Annotated in this window: 11 protein-coding genes; 10 read left to right on the forward strand and 1 reads right to left on the reverse strand. The window is 45.4% G+C overall.

Annotated elements, in window-relative coordinates:
* Positions 1–63 precede the first annotated feature (63 nt).
* The 3 genes from lolC to lolE are packed head-to-tail and all read left to right on the forward strand — an operon-like array spanning position 64 to position 3,202.
* Positions 64–1,272: a lipoprotein-releasing ABC transporter permease subunit LolC gene (gene lolC, locus BTO10_RS11545; protein ID WP_105024606.1), complete on the forward strand. Its 1,209-nt coding sequence runs from the start codon at positions 64–66 to the stop codon at positions 1,270–1,272.
* The gene (gene lolD, locus BTO10_RS11550; protein WP_105024607.1) at positions 1,265–1,957 is read left to right on the forward strand and encodes a lipoprotein-releasing ABC transporter ATP-binding protein LolD; all 693 of its coding nucleotides are present in this window, start codon (positions 1,265–1,267) and stop codon (positions 1,955–1,957) included. The genes lolC and lolD overlap by 8 nt, the downstream gene beginning before the upstream one ends.
* Positions 1,958–3,202 carry a lipoprotein-releasing ABC transporter permease subunit LolE gene (gene lolE / locus BTO10_RS11555; protein ID WP_105024608.1) on the forward strand — a complete coding sequence of 415 codons (1,245 nt, stop codon included), beginning with the start codon at positions 1,958–1,960 and terminating at the stop codon, positions 3,200–3,202. It abuts the gene before it with no gap.
* Positions 3,203–3,375: 173 nt separating this feature from the next.
* On the opposite strand, the gene BTO10_RS11560 is transcribed toward lolE, so the two are convergent.
* Positions 3,376–3,885, reverse strand: a complete 510-nt coding sequence (locus BTO10_RS11560; protein WP_008223866.1) for a DUF2062 domain-containing protein — start codon at positions 3,883–3,885, stop codon at positions 3,376–3,378.
* Positions 3,886–3,902: 17 nt separating this feature from the next.
* On the opposite strand from BTO10_RS11560, the gene BTO10_RS11565 reads away from it, so the two are divergent.
* The 7 genes from BTO10_RS11565 to rpsA all read left to right on the forward strand — a co-directional run bounded on the left by BTO10_RS11565 (position 3,903) and on the right by rpsA (position 12,628).
* Complete coding sequence (locus tag BTO10_RS11565; protein WP_105024609.1) at positions 3,903–6,206, forward strand: DNA internalization-related competence protein ComEC/Rec2; 2,304 nt, start codon at positions 3,903–3,905, stop codon at positions 6,204–6,206.
* Positions 6,207–6,237: 31 nt separating this feature from the next.
* Positions 6,238–7,986: a lipid A ABC transporter ATP-binding protein/permease MsbA gene (msbA, locus tag BTO10_RS11570; protein WP_105024610.1), complete on the forward strand. Its 1,749-nt coding sequence runs from the start codon at positions 6,238–6,240 to the stop codon at positions 7,984–7,986.
* A gap of 15 nt (positions 7,987–8,001) precedes the next feature.
* Positions 8,002–9,009 carry a tetraacyldisaccharide 4'-kinase gene (gene lpxK / locus BTO10_RS11575; RefSeq protein ID WP_105024611.1) on the forward strand — a complete coding sequence of 336 codons (1,008 nt, stop codon included), beginning with the start codon at positions 8,002–8,004 and terminating at the stop codon, positions 9,007–9,009.
* Positions 8,990–9,169, forward strand: a complete 180-nt coding sequence (locus BTO10_RS11580) for a Trm112 family protein (RefSeq protein WP_004741973.1) — start codon at positions 8,990–8,992, stop codon at positions 9,167–9,169. Before lpxK ends, BTO10_RS11580 begins: the two co-directional genes overlap by 20 nt.
* Entirely contained in the window at positions 9,169–9,915 is a 747-nt protein-coding gene (gene kdsB, locus BTO10_RS11585) for a 3-deoxy-manno-octulosonate cytidylyltransferase (protein ID WP_004741975.1), read from the forward strand. The genes BTO10_RS11580 and kdsB overlap by 1 nt, the downstream gene beginning before the upstream one ends.
* Positions 9,916–10,170: 255 nt before the next feature.
* Positions 10,171–10,851, forward strand: a complete 681-nt coding sequence (gene cmk, locus BTO10_RS11590; RefSeq protein WP_004741977.1) for a (d)CMP kinase — start codon at positions 10,171–10,173, stop codon at positions 10,849–10,851.
* 106 nt (positions 10,852–10,957) lie between these two features.
* Positions 10,958–12,628 (forward strand): 30S ribosomal protein S1, encoded by a 1,671-nt coding sequence (rpsA, locus tag BTO10_RS11595; protein WP_061031784.1) that lies wholly within the window; start codon positions 10,958–10,960, stop codon positions 12,626–12,628.
* Positions 12,629–12,690: the final 62 nt, after the last annotated feature.

The following is a 12,690-nucleotide window of genomic DNA, read 5'->3' on the forward strand; positions in this document are numbered from 1 at the left end:
CCCCTACACAGTAACAGCAATACCCGTTACATTAACCCGCATCCCTTTTTGATGGTTCAAAGTATGTTTCATCCTATTTCAATGTTTGTTGGCCTACGTTATTTGAAAGGCCGTTCAGGTGATCGCTTTAGCCGTTTTGTTTCTTATATGTCGACAGCGGGTATCACCATTGGTGTGCTGTCTTTGATTACTGTTTTGTCGGTAATGAATGGATTCGAAGCGCAATTAAAAGACCGAATTCTCGGCGTTCTCCCTCAGGCAGTGGTTTATGAGCAAGGCGGTAAGACGCTACTCTCTGAACAGGCTCCTGGTTTTGCTAAGCAAATGTCGCTTAATGGTCATGTTGAACCGATTGTTCGCAGTGAGGCGGTGATTCAGAGTCCAGCGCAACTGTCAGCGGGCCTGTTGATTGGCATCCAACCCAATTCTGATGACCCACTTCGAGACCACCTTATTGCTGGTCGATTGTCTTCACTTAAAGCCGGGCAATATCAGCTGTTTCTTGGTCACACGTTGGCGAGAAACCTAAAGGTATCAATGGGCGACAAGGTTCGTCTAATGGTGACTAGCGCAAGCCAGTACACACCACTTGGCCGTATTCCTAGCCAGCGAAATTTCACCGTAGCAGGTATCTTTAATACAGGCTCGGACATTGATGCTCAACTTATGGTTACGGATATTCAGGACGCAGGGCGTTTGATGCGTTATAAGTCGGACACTATTTCAGGTTGGCGCCTGTTTTTTGAAGACCCATTTGAAGTCGCGGAGCTATCGAACCAACCCTTACCTGAAGGATGGTTATGGAGCGATTGGCGCGACCAACGTGGCGAGCTGTTCCAAGCGGTTCGTATGGAGAAAAACATGATGGGTCTAATGCTTGGTCTTATCATCGGGGTTGCTGCATTTAATATTATCTCTGCGCTGATTATGGTGGTGATGGAGAAGCAATCTGAGGTCGCGATACTTAAAACCCAAGGCATGACCGATGGTCAAGTGATGGGCATCTTTATGGTTCAGGGTGCGAGTAGCGGCGTGATTGGCGCACTATCGGGTGGCGCACTAGGCGTTGTCCTGGCAATGAACCTTAACCCGATTTTAGAAGCGATGGGAGTTGCTCTATTTTCGTTTGGTGGTCAGTTACCTATTTTGATTAACCCAATTCAAATCGCCGTTGTGGTGGTACTCGCTATTGCACTTAGCTTGATTGCTACTATTTTCCCTTCTTACCGTGCATCTTCTGTGAAACCTGCTGAGGCCCTTCGTTATGAGTAATTTTCTTCAATGTAATGATATCCGTAAAACGTACCGTGAAGGCTCGTTGGATACCGAAGTCCTCAAAGGGGTGAGCTTTGAGATCGAAAAAGGTGAACTGGTCTCGATTATTGGCACCTCTGGGTCGGGTAAAAGTACGCTACTGCATATCCTAGGGGCGCTTGATGATGCTTCTGCGGGCAGTGTGAGCTTTCTTGGTCAAGACCTAGCGTCTCTGAGCTCGAACAAGCAGGCTAAGCTTCGCAACCAACACCTTGGTTTTGTGTATCAGTTCCATCACTTGCTATCCGACTTTTCTGCACTAGAAAACGTTGCTATGCCATTGCTAATAGGCGGTGAAAAGCCTGCGAAAGCGAAACAAGAAGCACAGTTGCTACTTGATAAAGTGGGGCTGAGTCATCGAGTTGATCACCGACCTTCAGAGCTTTCTGGTGGTGAAAGGCAGCGTGTGGCGATTGCCCGTGCATTAGTCAACAAGCCAGCTCTTGTACTAGCGGATGAGCCGACGGGTAACCTTGACCACAATACTGCGCTTTCTATTTATGACTTAATGCGAGAGTTAAACCAAGAGTACGATACTGCCTTTTTAGTCGTGACCCATGATGGCGAACTCGCAGCTAAAATGGACCGCCAACTGCACATGCAAGATGGTTTGTTGGTTAACGTAGAAAAAGAGGAGAGCTAAGTGTTTTCTTCTTTATCTCTATTGATAGGCGGCCGCTTCAGCCGTGCTAAACAGCGAGACAAGATGGTGTCTTTCATCTCCTTGTCTTCGACGATTGGTATTGCGGTTGGTGTGGCGGTGATCATTATCGGTCTATCAGCCATGAATGGTTTTGAGCGTGAGCTAGAATCGCGCGTGCTCTCTGTGATTCCACATGGTGAGTTTGAAGGGGTCAATAAACCTGTAACTCGCTGGGAGCATGTGGTAGAGCAGTCCGAAAAAAATGACAAAGTCGTTGCAGCTGCGCCTTATGTGAAAATCACAGCGCTCGCTGAAAAGGGCAAAGAACTTAAAGCGATTGAAGTGCGTGGTGTTGACCCACAGCTTGAGCAGCAGGTATCGAGTTTATCAAGCTTCATTGATAAGCAAGTGTGGAGCGATTTCAAAGCAGGACAGCAACAGATCATCTTAGGCTCTGGTGTGGCCAATGTGCTTGGCGCTCAAGTGGGTGATTATGTGACCTTGATGATCCCCACAGTCAACGGCTCTGTTAAGGTTCAGGCGCCCAAGCGGGTACGAGTAAAAGTTGCCGGCTTGCTGACGCTTAATGGACAAATCGATCATAGCTTAGCGCTCATTCCGATTGGTGATGCTCAAGTTTACGCGAACTTGGGTGAGGCAGTGACAGGTGTCTCTTTGAAAGTGACCGATGTACTGAACGCGAACGAGATTGTCCGAGAGGTCGGAAACCAACTTGATGTGTATGTTTACCTGCGTAGTTGGCAACAGAAGTTCGGCTTCTTATATCGAGATATTCAATTGGTTCGCACCATTATGTATTTAGTCATGGTGCTGGTGATTGGTGTTGCGTGTTTCAATATTGTCTCGACATTGATGATGGCGGTAAAAGACAGAGCTTCGGAGATCGCAATCCTAAGAACCATGGGTGCTTCCGATGGCTTAGTTAAGCGTATCTTTGTTTGGCAGGGGGTGTTCTCTGGCGTATTAGGTAGCTTAGTCGGTAGTGCGATAGGTGTTTTGGTTGCACTCAATCTGACCACTCTTATTAAAGGGCTTGAGAAGCTGATTGATCACCAATTTCTGTCAGGTGATATCTACTTTGTCGACTTCTTGCCATCACAGCTGAATATGATGGATGTCGTTGTGGTATCAGGTACTGCAATCGCTTTAAGTTTGCTGGCGACATGGTACCCAGCATCTCGAGCTGCGAAGTTAAATCCAGCTTCTGTGTTGAGCTCCAAATAACAAATCTCCTGTTTCGACAGATACAAAAAAGGATCCCATGTGGGATCCTTTTTTATTGAATTCAAACTGTATTATCTAAGACTTTCATTACATGCCTATCATCTAATGGCTTATAACTTGTCTGATTTTGGTCGCTATCCATTAAAAGTGGAGAGCGCGTCAGTATAGGTTCACTATCTTGCTTGTCGTTTCTTCCAGCTTCTTACTACTGAGTAGCGCCATAAGCCTCGAATACCAAAATAACCAATCATTGCTGAAATCACACCACAAATCATGCAGCCCAGCAGAAACGGAGGTCCGATGGTGCTCATTTGCGCCAAGATAAAGTCCCAAGAAAGCTCGAAGTGAAAGGCTTGTGGCGGAACATGCATAACGAATGCACCTACTTTATAAGCAAAGTAGAACAAGACTGGCATGGTTACGGGGTTACTGATCCAAACGAGAGCGACAGCCAGCGGTAAGTTAACACCACATACAACGGCTAGGCCTGCAGACATAATCATTTGGCTTGGTAGAGGGACAAACGCCATGAATAACCCAACAGCGAACGCGCCGGCCGCGGAGCGACGATTAAGGCACCATAAGTTGGGGTTGTACAAAACATTGCCAAAAACTTTTAATGCTTTCTGACGCTTGATGAGCTCATGGTCAGGCATAAATCGTTTGATAAACTTTCTTGGCATAGGAGGAAGCTACTCTCTTGTTTAACACTTGGTTCTTGATTTCATTTGCTGCGACAGTTGTGTCTGCCAGCTTCTGGCCTGTGATGCCACATTGGGTATTGGCACCATTGATGCTGTTATTACTAATCGCATCAATAAAGTATAGCGTTTTCCGAGGTACAAGAGGTCTAGCTACTGCGTTGATACTCGTTGTATTCCTAGGGAATGCGATTGAAATCCAAACAAGTCGCTTATTTCAATCAGGGCAGAATACTACCATAAATGCCTCAGTAGTTAGTCTTTTTAGTGAAAATAGCCATGGTTTTGAAAGCGTAGTAGTAGTTAGATCAATTGACGGTGAAAAATTAATCTTTCCTCAATTGATAAAATTGCGATTGTTTACGCCTTTCAAGCTCACTTTGGGTGATGACGTTCATTTGTCGGTCAGTATCAAGCCTGTTTTTGGAAAGCTTAATGAAGCTGGCTTTGATTTAGAAAAGCACCTTTTTAGCACTGGGGTTACGGCAAGTGCGAATTACCGAACGGATACTAAATATAGAATCCACTCTAGCAACCATCTACGTGCTCGGTGGTTCGAGCGCAGTCTTGATCATCTTAGCCAGCTAAACAATAACGACCTAATTGTCGCCTTGAGTTTTGGCTACCGAGAACTTATTCCTCCTTTGCGATGGGAGCTGTTGAAAAGTAGCGGCTTGATTCATCTGATGGCGATTTCAGGGCTTCATATTGGTATTGCCTTTGGTATCGGCTATCAGGTGGGGAAGCTAGTGCGTTTGTTGTCTCCTCAGTTGTTATGGTTTCCGACACTGTTTGGTTTAGGCTTCGCTTATTTGTACAGTTGGTTTGCTGGGTTTACACTGCCGACCCTGAGAGCGCTAGTGATGTGTGTCGTGGCAAGTTACTTTCTGTGGCGTGGGCAAAGCATCAGCGTGGCTCGTTATGTTTTAATCAGCTTGTGTATCGTACTCGTTATTTGGCCTTTTTCTGTGTTATCCAGTAGTTTCTGGCTATCTTTTGGCACATTGGGTGCGGTTCTCTACATTGCGTTCAATAGTAACGCCTCTTCTACAAAATCTACCTTTATTGAACGAGTGCTAAATCTCATCAAATTACAGGTCATGCTGACCTTGTTAATTGCGCCCCTTTCGATGTTGTTTTTCAAGGGCGTTAGCTTGGTCTCGGTTGTCTACAATTTGCTGCTATTGCCTTGGGTATCAATGGTGACGATACCTTTGCTGTTTTTGTCGATGTTTCTAAGTTTGATAGCTGAATCAGTAATTGGGGACAACGAATCAATGGCTCATTTCTCTACTCAGTTATGGATACTGGTTGATTTATCACTTGAACCCTTGGTGTTTAGCTTGCCGTTCTCTGAACAGTTTTGGATTCAGGTAGATAATCACGTAACCCTGCTGCTCGTTGCTCCTATCTTATTCTTTGGTTTTATTGCTCGATACCTTAAACATGGAGCAGCTGCTGTCATCATTTCTGTATTCCTGTTGTGGTGGGAATTTGGCAAAGTTAAACAGGACAGGTTAACTATTGATGTTTTGGACGTAGGGCATGGCTTGTCTCTCATCCTTGAAAAGAACAGTCACGCGGTGGTGTACGATTTAGGTAACGCGTGGCCAGGAGGGTCGATGGTCGAGTCACTATTGATTCCTACTTTATCGCAAAGAGGTATTGATGAAATTCAAGGAGTTATCATTAGCCATTTCGACTCTGATCACGCTGGCGGTTACCCTGCATTGCTTGAGAGCTACCAACCTGAATGGATAAGAGCGAGCCAAAGTTTGAATCATCAAATGAGCTCAGTTGTTCAAGCATGTATGTTAGGTGAGGTGTGGGAATGGCAGAGCGTGCAGTTCGAGGTGTTGTGGCCTCCAAAACTAGTGAATAGGGCGTATAACCCACACTCTTGTGTCATACGGATTATTGAACCAGATTCGGGCTTTTCGATGTTGCTCACGGGTGATATTGAACTCGTGAGTGAGTGGTTACTTGCTCGGGAAGGCGAACAGCTAAAAAGCGATGTCATGCTCGTGCCTCATCATGGCAGTGACACTTCATCTATTACACCTTTCATAGAAGCCGTTTCACCAAAGTTAGCGATTGCTTCGTTGGCAAAAGGTAATCAATGGGGGATGCCAAGTGAGTCTGTCATTCAACGTTACCTACAAAGTGGAAGTGCCTGGCTTGATACGGGTGAAAGTGGACAAATAACCATCACTATTGACCAAGAAGGTTGGCATTATCATGCGATTAGAGGGGAACAAGGGCGGCAGTGGTATAGGCAGATGCTTCGTAAGGGAGTAGAATAGATAGATTATTGTGAGAAAATTAAGCGATTTTATGTCAACACAAACAGATGAAACTACCTGGGTCACATTTAAACGACTTTGGACTTATATTCGACTATATAAGGCTGGCCTTGGTGTTGCGGTTATTGCGCTTATTCTAAATGCCGTCTCTGATACCTACATGATTTCTTTGCTAAAGCCATTACTTGATGAAGGCTTTGGTAGTGCAGAATCTGATTTCCTACGCACACTTCCTCTTATTATCTTTGCCATGATGTTCATTCGTGGCGTCAGCGGTTTCGTATCTACCTATTGCTTGAGCTGGGTTTCTGGCAATGTGGTGATGGAAATCCGCCGTAAAATATTCAGTCACTTTATGCACATGCCAGTCTCTTTCTTTGATAAAGAACAGACGGGTGCTCTGCTGTCTCGAATCACCTACGATTCAGAGCAAGTTTCTGCAGCAACCAGTAAAGCACTGGTGAGTATTGTTCGTGAAGGCGCAAGCATCATTGGCTTGTTAACCTTGATGTTCTGGAACAGCTGGCAGTTGTCTTTGGTTCTATTTGCGGTTGCTCCACTGGTAGCTTGGGCAATCAGCATAGTATCGAAGCGATTCAGAAAGATTTCTAAAAACATGCAAACCAGCATGGGTCACGTTGCTTCGTCAGCTGAACAAATGCTGAAAGGTCACAAAGTGGTGCTTACTTACGGCGGTCAGGATTTAGAAAAACATCGCTTTGATAAAGTAAGTAACCAGATGCGTCAACAGAGCATGAAGCTAGTAACAGCTCAAGCGGCCGCTAACCCGATCATTCAGATGATTGCATCGGTTGCTATTGTTGTTGTACTTGTCTTGGCAAGCGTTGATTCAATTAAGGCTGAGCTAACTCCGGGTACGTTTACGGTGGTGTTCTCAGCAATGTTTGGTCTAATGCGTCCACTGAAAGCATTAACTAACGTAACCTCTGAATTCCAACGTGGTATGGCTGCAAGTACGACACTGTTTGGCTTGATGGACTTAGACACTGAGCAGAACACGGGTACCTTGAAACCTGAAACTGTCGGTGGTGATGTTGCAGTAAAAGACGTGACCTTTACTTACGAAGGCGCCGAGAAGCCTGCATTGGATAATGTGAGCTTTAATATACCTAAAGGTAAGACGGTTGCGCTTGTTGGACGTTCGGGCTCAGGTAAGAGTACCATTGCTAACCTATTTACTCGTTTCTATGACGTAGATTCTGGTTCTATCGAACTGGATGGCCATGATATTCGTGATTACGAACTGAAAAACCTGCGTGAGCACTTTGCTCTGGTTTCTCAAAACGTACACCTATTCAATGACACCGTTGCGAACAATATCGCTTATGCTGCGGAAGAGAAGTATTCCCGAGAGCAGATCGAACATGCTGCTAAGCTTGCTCATGCAAGTGAATTCATCGAAGGCATGGAAAATGGTATTGATACGGTAGTAGGTGAAAACGGTGCAAGTTTGTCTGGCGGTCAAAGACAACGTATCGCGATCGCGCGAGCACTGTTGAGAGACGCGCCAGTTCTGATTCTTGATGAGGCGACGTCTGCGCTGGATACTGAGTCAGAAAGAGCGATTCAATCTGCATTAGAAGAACTGCAAAAAGACAAAACGGTACTGGTTATTGCTCACCGATTGTCGACGATCGAACAAGCTGACGAAATCTTGGTTGTTGATGATGGTCAGATTGTAGAGCGAGGCCCGCACGCAGAGCTAATTGCTCATGATGGTGCCTATGCTCAACTACATCGAATTCAGTTCAGTGGATAAGATTAGGTCTTTGTTGTGATCGAAAAGATTTGGTTTAACAATCACCCGTTAAAATACCTTCTTTGGCCGCTATTGTGGCCATTGAGTCTGCTGTTCAAAATGGTCAGTGGGCAGCGTCGTGATGCTTATCTATCTGGAAAGAAAGAAACCTATCGACCCCCTCTACCTGTAATTGTTGTTGGTAACATTACCGCTGGTGGCAACGGTAAAACCCCCGTTGTGATTTGGTTGGTAGAGGTGCTTCAAGCCAATGGTTTTAAACCCGGTGTGGTTTCTCGTGGCTACGGTGCAAAAGCGCCGAGTTACCCTCTGGTTTTGGATGAGAACACGCCTGCGGAACACTCGGGTGATGAACCCCGCTTGATTCGCAAGCGAACGGGTGCGCCGGTAGCGGTTGACCCAGTAAGAGCGAATGCAGTAAAGGCTTTATTGGATCAAGGCGTGAATGTCATTATTACTGATGATGGTTTGCAGCATTATGCACTTGAGCGTGATATTGAGTTTTCAGTTATCGACGGTGTAAGGCGTTTTGGTAACGAGAGTCTGATTCCATTAGGCCCGTTGCGAGAGCCAGTATCGCGTTTAGCTGACGTAGATTTCCTGATTAACAATGGCGGAAAGGCACAAGGGCGAGAGTTCTCAATGTCTTTGGCGCCAAGTGAAGCCGTTAATCTGAAGACTGGTCAGAAAAAGCCAGTTTCAGAATTACCAAAGCTGGTGGCTTTTGCTGGAATAGGACACCCGCCACGCTTTTTCAAAACATTAGACGATCTTGATGGTGATGTGGTTTACACACAAGGCTTCGCCGATCATCAGGATTTTGATAAAGATGAACTTCATGCCTTAGCAAAGAAAGGTATGAATATGATTATGACAGAAAAAGACGCTGTAAAATGCGAAGAATATGCCCAAGACAACTGGTGGTATCTTCCAGTTTCTGCGCAGTTCGATGAAGAAGCGCAACAGCAAATTTTAAAAAGAATAAAAGAGGTTATGGAATACTATGGATCACCGTCTGCTTGAGATCGTTGCTTGCCCTGTATGTAAAGGTAAACTAACTTTTGACAAGGATAAGCAAGAGCTTGTTTGTAAAATCGATCGCCTAGCTTACCCAATTAAAGAGGGTATTCCTGTTCTTCTTGAACCTGAAGCTCGTACTCTTTCAATGGACGAGGGCAAGTAATGTCTTACACGGTAGTTATACCAGCAAGATATCAATCGAGCCGTTTGCCAGGTAAGCCTTTGGCTGACATTGGCGGCAAACCGATGGTTCAATGGGTATACGAACAGTCAATGAAAGCGGGGGCTGATAACGTTATTATCGCAACCGATGATGCTCGCGTTGAAAAGGCTGCGAAAGCATTTGGTGCGACTGTGTGTATGACGTCACCGAATCACGAGTCTGGCACTGAACGCCTAGCTGAAGTGATTGAAGTGATGAACATCCCTGATGACCACATTATTGTGAACGTACAAGGGGATGAGCCACTTATTCCACCTGCGATTATTAATCAGGTAGCAAATAACCTAGCAAACAGCACAGCACCGATGGCCACACTTGGTGTAGAAATCTCTCACGTTGATGAGGTGTTTAACCCTAATGCTGTAAAAGTAGTAACGGATAAAGACGGTTATGCACTGTACTTTAGCCGTGCAACGATTCCTTGGGATCGTGACGCTTACGCTAATAACGGTACTGCTGCAGAATCTCCGTTGCTTCGTCATATTGGTATTTACGCTTACCGAGCGGGTTTCATCAATACCTACATCAACTGGGAACCAAGTACCCTAGAGCGTATCGAGTGCCTAGAGCAACTTCGCGTACTTTGGTACGGTGAGAAGATTCACGTAGATGTTGCCGTTGAAGCGCCCGCTGCGGGGGTTGATACTCCAGAAGACTTGGAAGCGGTACGCGCTATCATCGGTTAGATTTGCTTGAAGTAACGAATATACTTAGCCTCGCTCGTGCGAGGCTTTTTTATGCCAATTTACAGCCAGTAGAAAGCCTTATTAGCATCAGGTGATTGATATTAGGCCTGTTGCATTATCGAATGCATCATCATCTTGGAATTATCTGAGATTTACCTCGCTCGACTTCTAATTTTTCTCTATAATATGCCGCCTATAAAGTAGTGGCGACTCGCTAGTACAGAATAAAACTTACGACTAAACGTGGAGTAAAAGATGCCTTCTCAAAGCCCAGTGATTACGGTTGATGGACCAAGTGGCGCAGGTAAAGGTACCCTGTGTATGTTACTAGCAGATAAGCTAGGCTTTCATCTTCTAGATTCAGGTGCGATCTATCGCGTACTGGCTTTAGCAGCAATTCATCACGGTGTAGATACTGAATCGGAAGACGCTTTAGTTCCTCTTGCAACTCATTTAGACGTTCAGTTTATTGCTGAAGGCGACCTAGTTAAGGTTATCCTAGAAGGTGAAGATGTGTCGGGAGAACTTCGTAAAGAAGAGACTGGCATGGCGGCTTCAAAAGTTGCTGCATTACCTCGCGTACGTGAAGCACTACTTCGTCGTCAGCGTGCATTCAGCGCAGCGCCAGGTTTGGTGGCTGATGGTCGCGATATGGGAACCGTTGTCTTCCCTGAAGCAGAAGCAAAAATATTTTTAGATGCAAGTGCAGAAGAGCGTGCGACTCGCCGCCTTAAACAGTTGCAACAGAAGGGGTTAGATGTTAAATTTGACGACCTTTTGAGCGAGATCCAAGAGCGAGACGACCGAGATCGTAATCGCCCAGTGGCGCCACTTCGCCCTGCAGAGGATGCTCTAGTGCTTGATTCCACCTCAATGAATATTGAGCAGGTAGTAGAAAAAGCACTACACTATATTGAATCGAAACTAGCTGGGTAATTCTGCCCGGCTGGCAAGAACGTTGGTCGCAAGGATGATGACCGGCGAATTTATCAACCCCATGCGGTAGGATACCCATGGACGTTTAATTATTGAAGATTAAATAATGACTGAATCTTTTGCTCAACTCTTTGAAGAGTTTCTAAACGAAACAGAATTCCAACAAGGCAGCATCGTTAAAGGTACTGTAGTAGCTATCGAGAACGGTTTCGTTCTTGTTGACGCTGGTCTTAAGTCTGAATCTGCTATCCCTGCTGAACAGTTCAAGAACGCTGCTGGCGAACTTGAAGTTGAAGTTGGTGCTGAAGTAGACGTAGCTCTAGACGCTGTTGAAGATGGTTTCGGTGAGACTCAACTTTCTCGTGAGAAAGCTAAGCGTCACGAAGCTTGGATCGTTCTTGAGAAAGCTTGCGAAGAAGCTGAAACTGTTGTTGGTATCATCAACGGTAAAGTTAAAGGCGGTTTCACTGTTGAACTAAACGGTATCCGTGCTTTCCTTCCAGGTTCTCTAGTAGACGTACGTCCTATCCGTGACACTGCTCACCTAGAAAACAAAGAGCTAGAGTTCAAAGTAATCAAGCTAGACCAGAAGCGTAACAACGTTGTTGTTTCTCGTCGTGCTGTTATCGAATCTGAAAACAGTGTTGAGCGTGACGAACTTCTTGAGACTCTACAAGAAGGTACTGAAGTTAAAGGTATCGTTAAGAACCTTACTGACTACGGTGCATTCGTTGACCTTGGCGGTGTTGACGGTCTTCTACATATCACAGATATGGCTTGGAAGCGCGTTAAGCACCCATCAGAGATCGTTAACGTTGGTGACGAAATCCTAGTTAAAGTTCTTAAGTTCGATCGTGAGCGCACTCGTGTTTCACTAGGTCTTAAGCAACTAGGCGAAGATCCATGGGTAGCAATCGCTAAGCGTTACCCAGAAGGTCACAAGCTTTCTGGTCGTGTTACTAACCTAACTGACTACGGCTGCTTCGTTGAAATCGAAGAAGGCGTTGAAGGTCTAGTACACGTTTCTGAAATGGATTGGACTAACAAGAACATCCACCCTTCTAAAGTTGTTAATGTTGGCGACGAAGTTGAGGTTATGGTTCTTGATATCGACGAAGAACGTCGTCGTATCTCTCTAGGTCTGAAACAGTGTAAAGCTAACCCATGGCAGTCATTTGCAGAAATGCAAGCTAAGGGCGACAAAGTTACTGGTAAGATCAAGTCTATCACTGACTTTGGTATCTTCATCGGTCTAGAAGGCGGTATCGACGGTCTAGTACACCTATCTGACATTTCTTGGAATGTTGCTGGCGAAGACGCTGTACGTGAGTACAAGAAAGGCGACGAAATCTCAGCAGTTGTTCTAGCAGTAGATGCAGAGCGTGAGCGTATTTCTCTTGGCGTTAAGCAAATGGAAAACGACCCGTTCAACGCATACGTTGCTGACAACAAGAAAGGTGTTCTTGTAAACGGTACTGTTACTGCAGTTGACGCGAAAGGCGCTACTATCGAGCTAATCGAAGGCGTTGAAGGTTACATCCGCGCTTCTGAAGTATCTCGCGATCGTATCGAAGATGCATCTCTAATCCTAAGCGTTGGTGACAGCGTTGAAGCTAAGTTCACAGGTGTAGACCGTAAGAACCGCGTAATCAACCTATCTATCAAAGCTAAAGATGAAGCTGATGAGCAAGAAGCAATGGCTTCACTGAACAAGTCTGAAGAAGGCGCGTTCGGTAACGCAATGGCAGACGCATTCAAAGCTGCTAAAGGCGAATAATTTAACTTTTCGCTAAGAAAGGAGCCGTAAGGCTCCTTTTTTTTTGCTTATTTTTCCGATAG

The sequence above is a fragment of the Vibrio chagasii genome (assembly GCF_002954585.1).
GTDB classification, from domain to species: domain Bacteria; phylum Pseudomonadota; class Gammaproteobacteria; order Enterobacterales; family Vibrionaceae; genus Vibrio; species Vibrio chagasii_A.

Excerpts from the sequence above, each read along its gene's own strand:
- lolC (WP_105024606.1), top strand. The coding sequence starts at position 64 with ATGTTTCATCCTATTTCAATGTTTGTTGGCCTACGTTATTTGAAAGGC.
- cmk (WP_004741977.1), top strand. The coding sequence starts at position 10,171 with ATGCCTTCTCAAAGCCCAGTGATTACGGTTGATGGACCAAGTGGCGCA.
- kdsB (WP_004741975.1), top strand. The coding sequence starts at position 9,169 with ATGTCTTACACGGTAGTTATACCAGCAAGATATCAATCGAGCCGTTTG.
- rpsA (WP_061031784.1), top strand. The coding sequence starts at position 10,958 with ATGACTGAATCTTTTGCTCAACTCTTTGAAGAGTTTCTAAACGAAACA.
- lolD (WP_105024607.1), top strand. The coding sequence starts at position 1,265 with ATGAGTAATTTTCTTCAATGTAATGATATCCGTAAAACGTACCGTGAA.
- BTO10_RS11560 (WP_008223866.1), bottom strand. The coding sequence starts at position 3,885 with ATGCCAAGAAAGTTTATCAAACGATTTATGCCTGACCATGAGCTCATC.
- msbA (WP_105024610.1), top strand. The coding sequence starts at position 6,238 with ATGTCAACACAAACAGATGAAACTACCTGGGTCACATTTAAACGACTT.
- BTO10_RS11580 (WP_004741973.1), top strand. The coding sequence starts at position 8,990 with ATGGATCACCGTCTGCTTGAGATCGTTGCTTGCCCTGTATGTAAAGGT.